Annotated in this window: 17 protein-coding genes, 1 pseudogene and 2 riboswitches; of the genes and pseudogenes, 4 read left to right on the top strand and 14 right to left on the bottom strand. The window is 38.2% G+C overall.

Going from position 1 to position 16,810, the window contains the following annotated elements; genetic code table 11:
• Window positions 1-34 precede the first annotated feature (34 nt).
• Entirely contained in the window at window positions 35-556 is a 522-nt protein-coding gene (locus V7659_RS24050) for a hemerythrin domain-containing protein (RefSeq protein ID WP_335542667.1), read from the bottom strand.
• A gap of 221 nt (window positions 557-777) precedes the next feature.
• Here V7659_RS24050 and V7659_RS24045 point away from each other — a divergent pair, with 221 nt between their 5' ends.
• Complete coding sequence (locus V7659_RS24045) at window positions 778-1,125, top strand: hypothetical protein (protein WP_335542666.1); 348 nt, start codon at window positions 778-780, stop codon at window positions 1,123-1,125.
• Window positions 1,126-1,260: 135 nt separating this feature from the next.
• Here the strand turns inward: V7659_RS24045 and V7659_RS24040 are convergent, their stop codons facing one another.
• The 4 genes from V7659_RS24040 to V7659_RS24025 are packed head-to-tail and all read right to left on the bottom strand — an operon-like array spanning window position 1,261 to window position 4,724.
• Complete coding sequence (locus V7659_RS24040; RefSeq protein WP_026566270.1) at window positions 1,261-1,545, bottom strand: ferredoxin family protein; 285 nt, start codon at window positions 1,543-1,545, stop codon at window positions 1,261-1,263.
• Complete coding sequence (locus V7659_RS24035; protein WP_283878157.1) at window positions 1,545-2,840, bottom strand: FAD-dependent oxidoreductase; 1,296 nt, start codon at window positions 2,838-2,840, stop codon at window positions 1,545-1,547. Before V7659_RS24035 ends, V7659_RS24040 begins: the two co-directional genes overlap by 1 nt.
• Window positions 2,833-3,864 (bottom strand): electron transfer flavoprotein subunit alpha/FixB family protein, encoded by a 1,032-nt coding sequence (locus V7659_RS24030; protein WP_335542665.1) that lies wholly within the window; start codon window positions 3,862-3,864, stop codon window positions 2,833-2,835. The genes V7659_RS24035 and V7659_RS24030 overlap by 8 nt, the downstream gene beginning before the upstream one ends.
• 35 nt (window positions 3,865-3,899) lie before the next feature.
• On the bottom strand, window positions 3,900-4,724 hold the full coding sequence (locus V7659_RS24025) for an electron transfer flavoprotein subunit beta/FixA family protein (RefSeq protein ID WP_335542664.1): 825 nt from the start codon (window positions 4,722-4,724) through the stop codon (window positions 3,900-3,902).
• A gap of 415 nt (window positions 4,725-5,139) precedes the next feature.
• Here V7659_RS24025 and V7659_RS24020 point away from each other — a divergent pair, with 415 nt between their 5' ends.
• Window positions 5,140-5,874, top strand: coding sequence for a ZIP family metal transporter (locus V7659_RS24020; RefSeq protein ID WP_335542663.1), 735 nt, complete (start codon window positions 5,140-5,142; stop codon window positions 5,872-5,874).
• 46 nt (window positions 5,875-5,920) lie between these two features.
• On the opposite strand, the gene V7659_RS24015 is transcribed toward V7659_RS24020, so the two are convergent.
• From V7659_RS24015 to V7659_RS23990, 6 genes are all read right to left on the bottom strand, one after another.
• A complete protein-coding gene (locus V7659_RS24015; RefSeq protein ID WP_335542662.1) occupies window positions 5,921-6,163 on the bottom strand; it encodes an aspartyl-phosphate phosphatase Spo0E family protein in 243 nt (80 codons plus the stop codon).
• 261 nt (window positions 6,164-6,424) lie between these two features.
• Window positions 6,425-6,955: a 1,2-dihydroxy-3-keto-5-methylthiopentene dioxygenase gene (locus V7659_RS24010; RefSeq protein ID WP_335542661.1), complete on the bottom strand. Its 531-nt coding sequence runs from the start codon at window positions 6,953-6,955 to the stop codon at window positions 6,425-6,427.
• A 40-nt stretch (window positions 6,956-6,995) separates the two neighbouring features.
• Window positions 6,996-7,616 carry a methylthioribulose 1-phosphate dehydratase gene (locus V7659_RS24005; RefSeq protein WP_420491377.1) on the bottom strand — a complete coding sequence of 207 codons (621 nt, stop codon included), beginning with the start codon at window positions 7,614-7,616 and terminating at the stop codon, window positions 6,996-6,998.
• Window positions 7,610-8,284 carry a 2-hydroxy-3-keto-5-methylthiopentenyl-1-phosphate phosphatase gene (locus V7659_RS24000; RefSeq protein ID WP_335542660.1) on the bottom strand — a complete coding sequence of 225 codons (675 nt, stop codon included), beginning with the start codon at window positions 8,282-8,284 and terminating at the stop codon, window positions 7,610-7,612. Before V7659_RS24000 ends, V7659_RS24005 begins: the two co-directional genes overlap by 7 nt.
• Complete coding sequence (mtnW, locus tag V7659_RS23995; RefSeq protein ID WP_335542659.1) at window positions 8,281-9,492, bottom strand: 2,3-diketo-5-methylthiopentyl-1-phosphate enolase; 1,212 nt, start codon at window positions 9,490-9,492, stop codon at window positions 8,281-8,283. Before mtnW ends, V7659_RS24000 begins: the two co-directional genes overlap by 4 nt.
• 74 nt (window positions 9,493-9,566) lie before the next feature.
• Window positions 9,567-9,677, bottom strand: a riboswitch (SAM riboswitch).
• Between the two features lie 82 nt (window positions 9,678-9,759).
• Entirely contained in the window at window positions 9,760-10,935 is a 1,176-nt protein-coding gene (locus V7659_RS23990; protein ID WP_335542658.1) for a pyridoxal phosphate-dependent aminotransferase, read from the bottom strand.
• Window positions 10,936-11,141: 206 nt separating this feature from the next.
• On the opposite strand from V7659_RS23990, the gene V7659_RS23985 reads away from it, so the two are divergent.
• Both V7659_RS23985 and mtnK read left to right on the top strand, forming a co-directional pair.
• Window positions 11,142-11,360: a nitrilase-related carbon-nitrogen hydrolase gene (locus tag V7659_RS23985; RefSeq protein ID WP_420491766.1), complete on the top strand. Its 219-nt coding sequence runs from the start codon at window positions 11,142-11,144 to the stop codon at window positions 11,358-11,360.
• 65 nt (window positions 11,361-11,425) lie between these two features.
• Window positions 11,426-11,577: riboswitch (SAM riboswitch) on the top strand.
• A 103-nt stretch (window positions 11,578-11,680) separates the two neighbouring features.
• The gene (gene mtnK, locus V7659_RS23980; protein ID WP_335542657.1) at window positions 11,681-12,865 is read left to right on the top strand and encodes an S-methyl-5-thioribose kinase; all 1,185 of its coding nucleotides are present in this window, start codon (window positions 11,681-11,683) and stop codon (window positions 12,863-12,865) included.
• A 33-nt stretch (window positions 12,866-12,898) separates the two neighbouring features.
• Here mtnK and V7659_RS23975 read toward each other — a convergent pair whose 3' ends face one another.
• The 3 genes and pseudogenes from V7659_RS23975 to V7659_RS23965 all read right to left on the bottom strand — a co-directional run.
• The gene (locus V7659_RS23975; RefSeq protein ID WP_335542668.1) at window positions 12,899-13,483 is read right to left on the bottom strand and encodes a metalloregulator ArsR/SmtB family transcription factor; all 585 of its coding nucleotides are present in this window, start codon (window positions 13,481-13,483) and stop codon (window positions 12,899-12,901) included.
• A 127-nt stretch (window positions 13,484-13,610) separates the two neighbouring features.
• A pseudogene (locus V7659_RS23970) lies at window positions 13,611-15,905 on the bottom strand (thiamine pyrophosphate-dependent enzyme).
• On the bottom strand, window positions 15,905-16,810 hold a 906-nt coding region (locus V7659_RS23965), incomplete at its 5' end, for a 2-oxoacid:acceptor oxidoreductase family protein (RefSeq protein WP_335542656.1). The pseudogene V7659_RS23970 and the gene V7659_RS23965, both read right to left, overlap by 1 nt.

Raw genomic sequence — 16,810 nt, 5'->3', positions numbered from 1 at the left:
AAATATAAAAGGATGGGCACGGGAGCCCATCCTTTTATATTTCCTGGATTTTTTGATATAATTCTTCCTTTTCCTCGTCGGTAAGCATTCTTTCCGCCATTGGGAATAAAACATTTTCCTCTTTGGAGAAATGCTCTGTTAAGATAAAGTAAGCACTTTGAACTAGTTGTGCTGCTTTTTTCTTTTCTCCAATGGACCCCGATTTACTTTCTGCAATCGTAAGAAATTCTCCAATTTTGGATTTTGCTTGGTCATGCTCATACTCCATTACAGCAATAGGTCCTGAAGTTGTTCCGATATAAACACCCATCATCGGAAAAAGAACACCTTCTTCTCTTTCAGAATGGGGATCTAATGCTGCCTTAAAATCTTTTACACTTGTAATTAATGCTGAGAAATTAGTCTCGATATCTATTTCTTGGTCAATTTTTTGTGTTAACTCGTACATGTTATCTAATTGCTTTAATAACGGTGGGTGTTCACCTTTTAATTGCTTAAGTCCTTTACTTAGTTCAGCTTGGGGCATGCCTCCAAACGCACTCATACAGCCACTCATCAACAATCACCTCTATCACTTTTATTGGTACAAGTATAAAATCAACCAGTAGTTAATGTAGTGACTTTGCTCACATTTTTACAAAATTGTGAATGAATGAAAGAAATTTTGTCAGTTTAATGAAAACTCGCTAATTTTTTTAAAAATTTTAACATTTATCACACAAAAAAAGATTAAATGTTTCATATAATAGAGGTAGACCATAAAGGGAGGGAAAAGATATGAAAACCCCAAATTATCACGATTTTTATCAAAAGGCACTAATCCCCATTGGTGTAAATGACCAAATTGCCTTACAGGAATCCAGTGCAAACTATACGAACTCACCTTCAACCCATTGGCTGATTGCCGTAGAAGGGGTTCAACTCCCACAAACAAAAATATATTTTCATTGGAAAGTAAGTATATACCCTGCTGATTGTGAAGGAGACTTCAATTGGAAAAAGCCATATTATTGTTCTCCGAATATGGAGTTAATTGATCATGCAAACGCATTTGCATCTTCCCTCGTTACAGCCGGCAAAAACGATCGACTTTCTTCAGCAACGCTTCTAGAGAAAATAAGCTAACCCCTAAAAATATTACCTTCTGCTTCACCTTCTTTTTACCCTCATTTGTGAAATAACCCACATATAGTAAAAATGAAAATTCTACATAAAAAAGTGCTGTTTGCATATTGCAAACAGCACTTTTTCATTTGAAACTTAGGCTAACCTAAATACGATCCCATGTCCGCCTTTTGGATATTCCCATTTTATGTTCTGGTACGGGCAGCCAATCCGGCAGCTTCCGCATTCATGACAGCCCTCATAGCCTACCTGCATTCGAGTTCCTTCCCACTTATAAACCTCAGCAGGGCAAAATACTGTACAAAGCTTATCGGGACATTTTGTCATGCAGACGTCATGATCCAGTACGGTCAAATGAGATTTTGTATCACATTTAAAACGGAGGAGATACTGTTTTTCCTCGATATTTTTCGTTGACATTATTTCACCGCCTTCCAAGCACGATAAATATCTTGTATCACACGGATGGTTCCACGTTCTGAGGTCACACTCTTCATGATTTGTTTTTGTTTTTCCCGCTTCGGTGTTCCATCAACAGTAAAGAATTTGCTCATGGCTTTATTCATCATTGGAACATATTCATTAAAATATTGTGGATACTTCTCAAAGGTATGTGCAGCATCCTTATATTTCTCTAAATCTTTCATTATGAAACTATTATTTAGTGCATCACGATAGCTATTTAAGCTTGATTCACTGAAATCCCCACGACTATGTGCCTGGACTACAGCTTCTGCAGCCATTTTTCCAGATGACATCGCCATGTTCGAACCTTCACGATGAATCGCATTGACTAGCTGTGCTGCATCTCCAACGACAATAACTCCATTTCCAGCCACTTTAGGAACCGAACGGTAGCCGCCTTCTGGTATGAGATGGGCAAGATATTCGGCGGATTCTCCACCTGCCAGCATTGGTTTTACCATAGGGTGAGTTTTTAAGTAGTCTAGGAGCTCATATGGCTTTATTTTCGCTTTAATCATACTCGATAGTGTGGTTCCTACCCCAATATTTAAGCTTTCTTTATTGGTGTACACAAACGCTGTTCCGAGGTTGCCTTTTGTTGAATCACCAAAAATTTCAATCGTACACCCTTGATTATCTTCCAAATTAAATCGGTCATTTATTTTTTCTTTTGGTAAATTAATCACTTCCATTACTGTTAAAGCAACTTCATCTGGTCTAAATTCTTTATGGAAACCCAACTGTTTTGAAAGGAGCGAGTTAACCCCATCTGCAAGCACGACGACATCTGCATATACATCACCATTTGGACGATCGGTACGAACTCCAACGACTTTACCGTTTTCAACAATACATTCAGTTACTACTGTTTCATTTATAAGTAGTGCACCTGCATCAACTGCTTTTTTGGCAAACCATTGGTCAAACTGTGCGCGTAAGACTGTAAAATTATTATATGGCTCCACACCCCATTCGAGACCTTTATAACCAAATTGAACAACAGATTCTTTATCCATCATCCAAAAACGCTGTTCAATCACTGGTCGTTCCAGAGGTGCTTCCTTCCAAAATTCAGGAACTAATTCTTCCATTTGCTTACGGTACAATACCCCGCCCATTACGTTTTTAGCCCCTGGGTATTCCCCTCTTTCAATTAGTAAAACGTTTAGTCCACTTTTTGCACAGGTAAGGGCACATGAAGTACCTGCTGGGCCAGCACCAACGACAATCACATCAAATTTTTCAGACATAACTCATTTCACCGCCCTTTACAGATCTAAGTTGCTTAAATTGTTCGATTAACTTTGGAATGATTTCCAAGGCATCTCCAACGATTCCATATGTCGCAACATCAAAAATTGGCGCATTTGGATCTTTGTTAATCGCGATAATAAAATCAGAATTTTTCATACCAACAACGTGCTGGATTGCTCCAGATAAGGCAACGGCAAAATAAATTTTTGGAGTAACTGTTTCACCTGTTTGACCAATTTGAAGGTGATGTGGCAGCCAGCCAGCTTCAACAACATCACGTGTACCACCAACAGTTGCTCCAATTGTATTTGCAAATTCATAAAGAAGCTGGAAGTTTTGCAAATCCCCCATTCCTTTTCCGCCACAGACGATGACATGGGCATCAGCTAAATTGACTTTTTTTGTTACGTCATTCACAATTTGTAATACCTTTGTACGCATATCTTCTTCTTGAAGTGATATTTTTTCCTCAATGATTTTGCCTGTTCTCCCTGACTCTGGTTCTAATGCCTTCATTACCTTTGGTCTTACCGTTGCCATTTGCGGTCGATGTTTTTTACAAAGGATGGTTGCCATAATATTACCGCCAAAGGCAGGTCTGCTTGCTTCTAGCAATCTATTATCAATATCCACGTCTAGCATGGTTGTATCTGCCGTTAAACCTGTATTTAAATCTGTAGCTACGGCACTTGCTAAATCTTTCCCGTTGGGTGTTGCACCGTAAAGGATTATCTCTGGTTTGTATTTTTCAGCAAGGAGCATTACGCCCTTCATATATGATTCTGTACGATAATTCTTTAAAACGGGATGATCAATCATATACACAATATCTGCACCATAAGAAATAGTTTTATTCGCTAATGGTTTTATTTCATGACCAAGTAAAAAGCCAGCTAATGGAACTTGTAATTTATCCGCTAACTTTCTTCCGGCACCAAGTAATTCTAGAGAAACGCCTTCGACCTTACCATCATTTTGTTCAATGAATACCCAGACTCCCCGAAAATCGTCTAGATTCATGTTAAATTCCCCCCTTGACAAAAGATTGTTCTATATTATTTAGATGTCTGGATTGTTAATAGTTCCTTCTTCTCCATCAAAAGGTCCATAAGTTGCTTAACCTGGTCATCTGCAGCACCTTCTAGTCTTTTACCACCTTCTGGACGAGGCGGCGTAAACATTTTCCCCACAATTGTAGGTGAACCTTTTAGACCGAGCTGCGAGCGTTCAACATTTTCAAAGTCACTTACAGCCCAAATAATCGGTTCATACTTTGCTGCTTGAATCATGTTGGGCATTGGTGAATACTCAATCTCATTAATCTCTTTTTCAACGGTTAATAAACAAGGTAGTTCCGACTGAATCAATTCATAGCCGTTTGTTAATTTTCGTTTTATCAATACTGTCTTTTCTTTCTGATTGACTTCTGTCACTTCAATTACATTGGTTATTGGCGGGATATCCATTCTTCTTGCGATTCCTGGCCCAACTTGTCCTGTATCACCATCGATTGCATGCTTTCCACAAATAATCATATCTACTGGATGTTCTTTATGGATTTTTTCTAATGCTTTTGAAAGAGCGTAACTAGTTGCCAGTGTATCTGCGCCTGCAAAGGCACGGTCTGAAATTAGATATCCTCTATCTGCACCTATTTCTACACTCTTTTTTATGATATCAGTCGCTTGCGGCGGACCCATTGATAAAACGGAAATGGTACCCCCAGTTTTTCCCTTGATTTTCACCGCCTCCTGAACAGCGTGGGCATCGTAAGGGTTCAAGATGGCAGGTGCACTGCGGCGGTCGAGTGTGTTCGTTTTTGGGTTGATTTTAATAATTTTTGTATCGGGTACTTGTTTGACACATACGACAATATGCATGTAGGAATTTCCCTCCTCCATATGATCTCTAGAATTATTGAAAGCGTTTGCTCCCTTATGGTTGAAAAATGCTTTTATTAACGATATATGTATCGCAACAGAAGCATAGTACCAAACATTGATAGATTTCTTATTTTCTTATTGGGTTTTACTTAAACTAGTGATGATTAAAAGATTCCAAACAAATCTTTATGCTGTATCTAAGAGGTAGTGTTAAAAGTATTAACAATTTGAAGTTATGACAAGTTGTGGTAAGATATGTAGTTAATCGTGATGTAAATATTTAATTAAATAGTACTAATATAACTATATGAAATATTTAGATATAAACAATGATAAAAATCACAGTTCATGTCTAATTTTGTAGATGTCTTGATTAGGATTATTGGATAAGGAATAAGGAAGGAAACATGTGATGAGTGAGGTTATTTTTGGCAGTGTACTTTCGGCGCTATCAACAGGGGCAGGCGCACTAATCATTCTATTTATTCAACATTCTATTACACATCGTTGGAAGGATGTTTTATTAGCCTTTAGTGCGGGTATTATGATGGCAGCTTCTACGATAGGTTTAATCCCTGAGGCATTGAAATACGGGGGATTTGTATCACTTTTTGTAGGTATATGTCTGGGAGTATGGACGCTTACTCTATTAGAAAAAAATATCCCTCATATTGACTTACAGCATAACAAAACTGGAATTCAATTTGACGAGAAAGCTCTTTTAATTATTTCTGCGATTACTCTGCATAATATTCCTGAAGGATTGTCAGTTGGCGTCAGCTACGCATCAGAGCAGGGCGATACAGGAAATCTTATCGCTTTGGCAATTGGATTTCAAAATGCACCAGAAGGCCTTCTTGTCGCATTATTTTTAATTAATCAGCGGATAGGTAAGTGGAAGGCCTTCATTATAGCGACCTTAACGGGAGCCATTGAAATCGTTACATCATTATTAGGATATTTTTTGACATCATATGTTCAAGGTCTTGTACCATATGGGCTTTCTTTTGCAGCCGGGGCTATGTTATTTATCATTTATAAGGAATTGATACCCGAAAGCCATGGAGACGGAAATGAGCGGGTATCCACCTATGCTTTTATCATGGGACTGCTGGTCATGGTGTACATTATTGATATTTTTTCATAGGATTTCAATTAACGGGGCCTAATCGACATGTTTTTTTGCATTGTTATTAAATTAATACTTTAGGCCAAATCATAATCATCTGTTTAAAAGCAAACTTAATTTCATCATTTGGCCTGGAGGATCCTTCCATGGCCTTTTGATACTCGTTTATTAATTCATCCAGCTCTTGACTATATTTTATAGTTACTTCACTTGTAAACCCAAGTGAGTTGGCACTATTAATCATTAGTTGCCTTTTTTCCTTTATCTCTTCAATCATTTCATTATGGTTATTACGCTGCTCATACATGTGTATCCCCCTACCTATTACCCAATTACTGTAAACCACTAAAATTTAGACTACTTGATGAATTATGACAAGAATTTTGATAAAAGTAAACACATTCGCAAAAGTAGACAAAACATTCTATTTCTTTCGTTTTTCGACAAATTTCACAAACAATACTACTGTTTCACGACAAAATTCTACATATTCTTCTAATCATCAAGCTATTATGATAGGCACGAAAAAACTGGCTGCAGATAACTACAGCCAGTTCTTTCACTACTATTATTGAACTTCTAACTTGTCGTAAATCGGGACCCAGCCTTCGGTTGTAACAAATATCCTTACTGCGACAACTTTTCTGTCTTCTTCTAAGGTAAAATAGTGTCTTGTATTTTCAGGGACCGAAATCAAGTCACCGGGATTTAGATGTACCTCAAAAAACTCACCATCTTTTCCTTGGATGACAAATACACCGTGGCCACTGACAATAAAACGAACTTCATCATCTGAATGATGATGTTCGTTTTTAAAATTTGTCAATAAGACATCTAAATTCGGAGTATTATCCGACAAGGAAATGATATCCTGAGCTTTGTAACCCCGTCTAGCAGAGATATCAGCGATTTCTTCAGAAAAAACACTTAGAATTTCTTCTTTTTCTCCCTCGCTCAAAAGATACTTTTCTACCAGAGCACCTGGAAGCTTGCTAATATCCCAATTTTCATAAATAACTTCTTGAGATTCAAGGAACCTTGCAACCTCTTCTTGAACATTTATTTGCTCTTCTTTGTTTTGAAATGTAATATATGCCATTTTACATTCTTCCCTTCCATTTTTGGTTGGTTAGACTACTTTAAATAATTTGGTATGGTTTATGTTCTAATAACCGTAACTGATACCGAAATAAAAACTCAGAAGCTTCAAGAATTTTTTTCGCTTCAAATGCAGTTTTCCCCCAAACGGTGATTCCATGGTTACGAATTAAAACAGCACCCGTATCCCCAGATATTTGTTCAGAAAATTTAGCAGCCAGAGTCGGAATATGTGCATCATTACGGATGATCGGTATTTTTAAGGTTGCATCCTCTTCCCACATGTCAAATGCTTTGATTAGTTCTTGTCCTTTAAAGGTTACCTCACCCTGATCACCATATATTTCTGAAATAACATTATTATCAATTGTATGAACATGAAGACTACAGCCAGCATTCGTTTTTCGATAAATTTCAACATGAAGCAGTGTCTCTGCTGAGGGTTTTAAATGTGTTTGTTCGACAGGGTGACCAAACTCATCAACAAGTAAAAAATCTTCATCTGTACGTTTCCGCTTATCCTTCCCACTCGCTGTTACAAAAAAATGAAGTGGATGATCACTTACTTTTATCGCTAGATTACCGCTCGTACCCATAAACCAGTCTCGATTTGCAAGTTCATCTTTTACATCTGCTAATTCATTCCATCTTTCCTTTAACATTTTAATTCCCCCACCTCAATTCTTTTTTTAATTTCCTCGATACATTCGAAGAACGTACTAAATCCTCGATGATTAATACCCCATTCCTCACATTTCTCCTGTAGTAAATCTCTTGCTAACACAAAATCAGCATGTTTCGCTGCCTCAAGATCTGTAACCGAATCTCCTATGACAATCTTGAACTTATCGTTTTCATGGGTTAGCTTTCGAATAATGCTCGGCTTACAGCAGCCACAATTATTGTCACATAATGAATCGCATTCATTCGGCCAAAGAATTTTAATTCTCTCACCTGAAAAATCAGATTCATTACAATAAATACCTTCAAATGGTCCAAATTTTTCTAATACCGGATAAACAAAAAAGTCAATCCCACCGCTAACAATATATAAAGGAATCTCTTCTTTATGCGCAAATTCTACAAATTCTTTAAATCCCGGGCGGATTTTTGCATGCTCAATCGCAAACGCAGTCAACTTTTCCTCCAATTGACTAGGTAATAAGGAGAATAATTTTCCTACTCCCTCATTAATGGAAATTTGGCGAGTGAGAATTTGATCTTTAATGTCTTCCCATCCCTGAGGAGCAAATTCTTCCATCATCCGGATAATGTTATCACTTTCCGTTACGGTTCCATCAAAATCACAAAAGATTACAGGTTTGGTCATACTGGTACCTCTGCATTTCCCCATAGCTTTAGTGCTAGTTTAAGTTCAGGATACATTTCAGCCCCTTCAGTCAATAACTTGCCTTGGAGTTTAGTATCAATCGCTTGTCGGAATGCAAGACCACCGCCACGGGCACCACCTGGATGTCCATGTACTCCACCGCCTGCATTAATAACCGAATCGATACCAAAATCACCTATTAACAATGGAACCAAGCCAGGATGAATTCCAGCGGATGGCACCGAGAAGGACTTTTTAAAGCTGTCCTCACTTGTTAATTCCTTAGCAATCGACAGTGCCTTCGGTTTTTCTAATGCAACTGTCCCATACGGAGATGGGAACAATGACAAATCAGCACCGGCATATCGAAGCAGTTTACCAAGTAATAAGGAATGGGATACTCCATATACGGAAGATGATGCAAATGCACCACTAAAAGCAGGATGTGCCATAAGCGGCAATGCAATTTCATCATCTTCTCTTAATTCCTGCAGCACATCTAACCCATAAGAAAAAACATTGAATAATAAGAGATCTGCTCCAAGTTCAGCAGCCTTTCTTGCTTTTTCTTTCAGCTGCGAAGTTCTGCCAGTCAGGTTTACAGCATATAAAGTGCGGTGTCCTGTTTGGTCATACACTTCTTGCAGTGCTTTTTTCCCTTCGACAATTCTTTTTTCAAATGGTGTTAATTCATTTTCAAACAGGATTTCATCATCCTTAACCAAATCAACACCACCAAGGGCTTGTTGTTTTAACTGTTCGACTAAAAACGTGAGATCTTTCCCAAGGACGCCTTTAAAGATACTCATTAATAATGGTCGATTATAAACGTTTAATTTCTCCCTTAATCCATCAATCCCAAATCTTGGACCAGGGAACTGCCTCTTTAATCCTTCATCAAATTCCAAATCAAGTAATTTGATTTCGCCATCCAATGAAAGTTTACCGAAAACGGTAGTTATGATAGCGGGGAGGTCATTAGAAAAATTTATCGTTGGATAAGCAATTTTGATTACTGCTTGATCTTCTGTTTCTGAGGGATTCGATTCGACCGATACGACTCTTCCTTTATGTTTACGCAGCTGGTTTTGTTCTAATTCAGGCAGATTCGTCCAGGACCCAACTGTTAAACCTAAGGCAATTTCCTCTGCCTTCTTTGATGGTTTCTTTTCGTTATTTAGTAGATATGTAGCAATAATTTCAGTCATTATAAAAACACTTCCTTTTAATCAAACATAAAAAACCTCTTCAACAAAGAAGAGGTTAGCCGTAAACTAACATCTTCTCATCTATCAGCCTTGTTGCTGCAAGAATTAGCACCGTGCTTAAACTTTCGTTTAAGTCGGTTGCCGGGCTTCATTGGGCTTTTCCCTCCGCCTGCTCTTGATAAGAAAACGATTCGTATTTTATTTAGTTATTAATGTGTTTAACTTTAATTTGCATTATCGCAAGAAAAAAATAAAATGTCAATCGATTTAACTGAATATTTCTAAACGACTAATTCTTTCGACGGCTTCAGCTAATCGTTCTTCTGTTGAAAGTAGTCCCACCCGGACATACCCCTCTCCAAATTCACCAAATCCAATACCAGGAGCAACCATAATATGGGCCTGTTCAAGGAGAATATTAGCAAATTCCGAAGAGGAAAAGCCTTCAGGAACCTTAAGCCAGGCAAAAAAGGATCCCTTTGGTGCGCTGACCTTCCAACCCAAGGAACGAAGCCCATTAATCAATACATTCCTTCTTCGCTCATATAACTCATTTAATTCCTTTACACAGTCTTGAGGTCCCGTTAATGCCTCTGCAGCAGCCTCTTGAACGGCTCCAAATAAACTGACATACAAATGGTCTTGTAAAAGTTCAATAGCGGAAATGACGTTCTCATTCCCAATTGCAAAACCAACACGCCAGCCTGCCATATTATAGGTTTTTGATAATGTATAAATTTCAATTCCAACTTCCTTAGCCCCTTGAACCTGTAAAAAACTTACTGGTTTCTCACCATCAAACCCAACGGCACCATAGGCAAAATCATGGACTATGCAAATATCATGATTATTCGCTAGTTTGATTGTCTCTTCGAAAAATTCATGAGTGGCTACCGCACCAGTTGGATTATTAGGGTAATTGAGAAACATTAATTTTGCCTTATCTAAAACATCTTCATTCAACTCATCATAATCCGGTAGAAAATTATTTTCCTCTCTTAGCGGCATCCTAACCATTCCGGCATTTGCAAGTGCAACCCCTGACAAATAATCCGGGTAGCCGGGATCGGGTACGAGGATGGTATCGCCGGGATTCAATAAACACTGGGGGATTTCAACAAGTCCCGCTTTACCGCCAAACAGTATAGCCACCTCTTTATCTGAATCAATGGTTACTCCATATTCTCTAAAATAAAAATCAGCTACTGCTTGTTTTAAATACTGGTGTCCTTGAAAGGGAGAATATTTGTGATTTAAGGGATTCTCCGCGGCTTCCTGAAGTTTAGCTACGATATGCGCCGGTGTTGGCTGGTCTGGGTTTCCCTGCCCCAAATTAATCACATCATACCCCTGTGAAATATATTCACCGACTTTTTTAACGAGTGAAGCAAAAAACTGCTTAGGAAGATTGTTTAAAAGTTCTGATGTTGGAAATTGCTTCATGGTTCTCACCTGCTTTAATAAATTATAAAAGTTATTCTATTGTTAAATTCTAGTCACAAATGATATAACTTTTATAACAGCTTGTAAAGAAAAAATTCCGAAAGTTCAAACGAGGTGAAGATTCGTGAAATTAAAAATTTCATGTTTACAAATGGATATCGCCTTTGGTGATCCAAATAAAAACTATCAATATGCTGAAAGACTCATTGAAAAGGTGTTACGTCATCGCTTGTAACCGTTCCGGTCAAAATCCTAATAACCAGTTCGCTGGGCATTCCTTAATTATCAACCCGTGGGGAGAAGTGATCGCAGAAGCTGGCGAAAGCGAAGAAATTTTATCAGCAGAAATTGAGATGGATTTAGTCAAAGAGATCCGCAAACAGATCCCTATTTTCACAGATAGAAAACCAGAATACTATAATTAATTTTCAAAAAATATTGACAATATCATTTTATTGCTGATATGATTTTTACCAGTTAAATAAATATTCTCTTATCACGAGCTGGCTGAGGGATTGGCCCTTTGAAGCCCAGCAACCGACCTTAAACCTATTGGAAAATAGGGCGCTTCATGCGCTTAATAGTCCCAATAAGGCACGGTGCTAATTCCAACAGAAGGATTATCTTTCTGAGAGATGAGAGGTGCGATAGACAATTTGTCTTCCCGAGCCTCTTTCAAATGAGAAAGAGGCTTTTTTGTGCTTGAGTGCACGATTAAGCCTCCCAAAAACAAGGAGGAGCCATTATGAGTCTACTAAAACAAAAAGCATACCAACCGTTAACAAACGAGAGTGCTGTTGAACTTGCACTGGAATTAAATATCTTTCCAGGGCATGCTAAACTCTCCTGCAAGGAGATTGGCGACGGAAATCTCAATCTTGTTTTTCATATTGTCGAAGAATTAAAAGGAAAAAGTATTATTATCAAACAAGCTCTTCCATATGCAAAAGTAGTTGGTGAAAGCTGGCCATTAACACTGAAAAGAGCAAAGATTGAAGCAGATGCCTTAAAAATTTTCGGGCAAATTGCTCCTGATTATGTTCCAGAAGTATTATTCACAGATGATGTCCTTGCTGTAACTATTATGGAGGATCTTTCCCATCTTTCGATTGCAAGAACTGGCTTTATTAAAGGTGAAACCTATCCATTAATTGCTAAACATTTGGGTGAATATCTTGCAAAGACATTATTTTACACTTCGGATTACGGATTAGGCCCTGGAGTAAAAAAAGAACGTGTCCACCAATTTATCAATCCAGAATTATGTAAAATCACTGAGGATTTGATCTTTACCGACCCATTTATTGATGCAGATACAAACGAATTTGAGGATAGTCTGCGTCCCGCGGTCGAAGCTCTTTGGCATGATGAAGAACTAAAGTTTCATGTAAATGTCTTGAAGAAAAGCTTTTTAACAGATGCTGAAGCCCTCCTGCATGGAGATTTACATACTGGAAGTGTGTTTGCTAGTAATTCTGAAACAAAAGTAATTGACCCTGAATTTGCTTTCTACGGACCTGCAGGCTTTGATATAGGTCAAGTATTTGCGAACCTACTTTTCCAGGTTATTGTGAATGAAGAAAAATGTGATCTTTTCATCAACCACATTGAAACCGTATGGAATGTATTTGAGGAGCAATACACATTCCTATGGAATACAGAAAATAAAGAGATTGCTGCAAAAACTTCTACATTCTTAAACTATCAGTTATACAAGTTTTTTGGGGATTCCCTCGGATTTGCAGGCTGTGAATTAATCAGAAGAACCATTGGACTTGCACATGTTGCAGATTTAGATGGGATTGAGGACGAGCTAACCAGAATCACTGCTAAACAAAAAACGATAGAGCTCGGAAAAATCTTAATTAAACAACGAAATGAAATTAAGGACCTAACGTCATTTATCGCAACTATAAAAGAACGTATATAGCTAAAGAAAAGCAATCCACTTTGGATTGCTTTTCTAGTCAATTTTTGCCCACATTTCTTCTGGATTTAGTTCATAAATACCATTCTCACGAAACATATAGTGATTAATGATAAATTCCCTGCGAATGGTTGCATAGTCGTCATGGAATTGTTTTATAAACTCATTTAATTGTTTTTCTTCGTACTTTTCACCCATTTTTAACCCGCGTATCATGTGTTCAAATACGATTAATTTCTTTTTTCGTTGTGCTGGAATATTTTTTAGTTTCCCGGTTTTCGTAAAGAAATTTTCGATGATTTTTTGCCTCTCGAGACTGGACTCGACCATTTCATCCAACTCCTCTCCCTTTTTTTCTAACAGTTCTGTAAACACCTTTGCCTGCTGATTTATCAGCGATTCATTAAGGTAAAAGTAGATAGTATTCTTGACTCTTCTGTCATAAACCACATGAATTTCCCGTAATTTCTTTAAATGATGTGTAATCGTTGGAGCAGACAAGCCAAGCTTTCCAGCTATCGCCTGACCATGGAGTGGACCTTTCGCCAGTATGGCCACAATCCGAATTCTTGTTGGGTCGCCCATTGTTTTATAAAAAGATACGATTTTATCTAACTGGATCAATGTCCTACCTCGTTTTCCTTGATATTTGATATATATCTAATTAGATATATATCAAACTAGCTTCACCTTGTCAATAATTATAAAAAACACTCCCCAAAGGAAGTGTTTTTATATGCTCTTCTATTTACATCATTGGGTTTTCATCTTTTGCTTTTAGACGCTGCCATCTTTTCTCAACTTCAGCTTCAAACTCTTCTAACATTGGCTTGTTCTCTTCTTTTAGAAGGTGTTTTGTTTTTCCCATATACTTTAACCAATCCGAAAGTTGAATTCGTTTATTCTTCTCTTCTGGATTGTAAGTAATCGTTGTAACACCCTGCTCCACTTCATAAAGAGGGAAGAAGCATGAGTTTACCGCAGCCTCCACAATGGTTGTGCCAAAACGATCATCGGATTTCCAGTTAAGTGGACATGTGATAAGTATTTTTCCATAAACTGTTCCTACATTTTGTGCGTACCATTGTGCTTTTGCACCCTTTTTCACTAAGTCCTGAGGGAATGCTTCGGAACCAGTAAATACATATGGAATATTCGTTGCTGCCATAATTTGTGCTGTATCTTTATGATGGAAAGCCTTACCACGCTGTGTTTTTCCTACACCTGAAGTACTTGTCATATGACCGATTGGCGTGGAATAAGACATCTGTGAGCCGGTATTCATGTAGCCTTCATTATCATATTCGAGCATAATTAGCTTATGACCACGAAGCGCTGTACCGATAGCTGATCCCATCCCGATGTCCATTCCGCCATCACCAGTAATCATTACGAATGTAGCATCATCGGATACTTGAATTTCACCGCGGCGTTTTAATTCCATGAACGCTTCAACAGTACCTGATAATGTTGCAGCACCGTTTTGGAATAAATTGTGCATCATTGTTTGCTTATGAGATGTGCTTGGATAGGATGTAGTAGTTACATAGGCACAGCCTGTTTGGAATAGAGTAACGATGTCTCCCTCAATTCCTTTAAAGAACAACTCAAGACCAGCAAAAATTCCGCAGCCCGGACATGCACCGTGACCTGATGCAATTCGTTTTGGTTTACCAGTTAAGGCCCGAAGTGGTGGGATTTTCACTTTTAATTTATTTGTTTCCTCATCCATCTTCACATCGATCAATCCTGTTTTAAAGACATCCCCATGTTGTGGTAAAATGACTGGCTTAAGAATTTTCTCAGGATTGCCAGGGATATGTCCATAGTAATCAAATGGATTTTCGGCATAGCCTTTTTCCAATGTTTCCAATGCCATATCGAAGAAAGCCTCTGCATCACTTGCATAGAAATCCTTACCGCCAAGTCCAAATACGCGACTTAACACTATCGTCTTGTTGTCCTTGTCATCTTGAAGTGCAGATTTTACTTCATGTGTAAGGTTAGGACCATTTGCTCCATAGGAATCCGCTCGTTCCCCAATTAATAATGATTTTACATTCTTAAGAGCTTCGCGAATTTCTTTTGCAGGGAATGGACGAATAATATTCGGACTGATTACTCCAGCCTTTATTCCTTTTTCACGAAGTTGATCCACAACATCTTTAGCAGATTCTGCAGCAGAGTTTAATAGAAATAAAGCTACTTCTGCATCTTCCATTTTTTATAAATCTAGTACAGGATATTCTCTTCCTGATAGCTTAGCGTATTCCTCAGCTACCTCTTTGAATACCTCACCAGCATTGTACATTGCTTCAGACTGTTGGAAGTGATTGTTTAGGAAATCATCCCCGCTCATATGGGCACCAATCGTTACTGGTTTACTTAAATCCCTAATTAAGTTGTAATCTGTTGGGCATTCACCTACAAATTTCTGCACAACACTGCGATCCTTAAAGAACTCAACCCGGCGCTTTTGATGGGAAGTAAAGAATCCATCATATGCAACAATAACTGGTAAACGAACTTTAGAATGTTCAGCAATTTTTAATGCCATAATATTCATATCATAAACAGCTTGCGGTGTTTTTGCTGTTAATATGACCCAGCCTGTATTTAAAGCATAATATAAGTCAGAATGATCTCCGCGAATATCTAATGGACCACTGACAGCACGCGTAACAAGATTCATTACCATAGGAAAACGAGTACCTGATTGTACTGGCATTTGCTCAAGCATATACAAGAATCCATTTGCACTTGTTGCATTGATTACCCGTGCACCTGTTGCTGCCGCACCATAGCAAATTCCGGCGGAACCGTGCTCACCATCTGCAGGAATCAGTTTAATATCATGTTCTCCACGAGTTTTCATTTGATCTAAAAATTGAGCAACCTCAGTGGAAGGCGTAATTGGGAAGTATCCCATAATATGATAATTGATTTGTGCTGCGGCCATTGCAGCCATTTCATTCCCTGATTCAAAAGTAGAAATTTGTTCTGCAATGCTTTTTGTTGTTAATTTATCTTCTAAAATAGACATTATTGGACCCCTCCTGCAATATACGGAAAGTTTTGCTTAACGCGGTGGTCATCTGCATACCCAAGTAATTCGCGAAGATCACCAAGGGCATCCGTTGGGCAGGCTTCCACGCATTTTAGGCAGCCTTTACAGTATTGATAATCAATACCTTTAAGGAACATTTGTTTTCTGCCGCGCTTATCCTCTCCTTCTTCCCAAACGAAACAAAAGTCCGGACAAACATTGTCACAAGCTGCACAGTGAATACATTTCTCTTGTTGGAATTCTGGAAGGAATCCTTGGCGTGAACCGCTTAAATCTTTATAAATACTATTAGCTTGTGAAACCATGACTCCACCGATTTCCTGAGTCATGTAACCAAGCATTGGCAATGGACGGGTAAAGGCTTTTCCTTCCGCCCCGGCTGGTACTTCGTATGTTTTAAACTGAACATCATTATAACCGCGGTCAAAAGTACGGATATTTGGCTCAACTAGATGCGGGTATTTTTTTGTGAACGTTTTCCTTATTACATCTCTCATTGATTCTGGATCTAAAAAGTCACAAATGCGATAGAGTGCACCTAGCATGGCTGTATTTACTTTCGTTTTTTCCTCAACGGCAATCGAAAGGGCATCTACAATGGCAAGTGTTCCGTATTGCAATTGTAAATCCTTTTTTACTTCATCAAATTCCCTCGCTGTATTAACGAGTACAATACCATCAGCATTTAATCCGCTGACAACATTAACAGTTCTATATAAGGCTTCATGGAAAACCCCAACAATATGTGGTTGTTCAATTGGACTATGGTCTCTAATTTCCACATCTGGTTCACAGAAGCGGATAAAGCTCTTTACAGGAGACCCCTTTTTTTCGGATCCGTAGGATGAAAAATTGGAACCTTTCAAGCCAAGACTTAAAAC

Origin of the sequence: Neobacillus drentensis (genome assembly GCF_036966985.1) — a bacterium.
Classification (GTDB): Bacteria; Bacillota; Bacilli; order Bacillales; family Cytobacillaceae; genus Neobacillus; species Neobacillus drentensis_E.
This window is presented reverse-complemented; position numbering and strand designations above follow the sequence as displayed.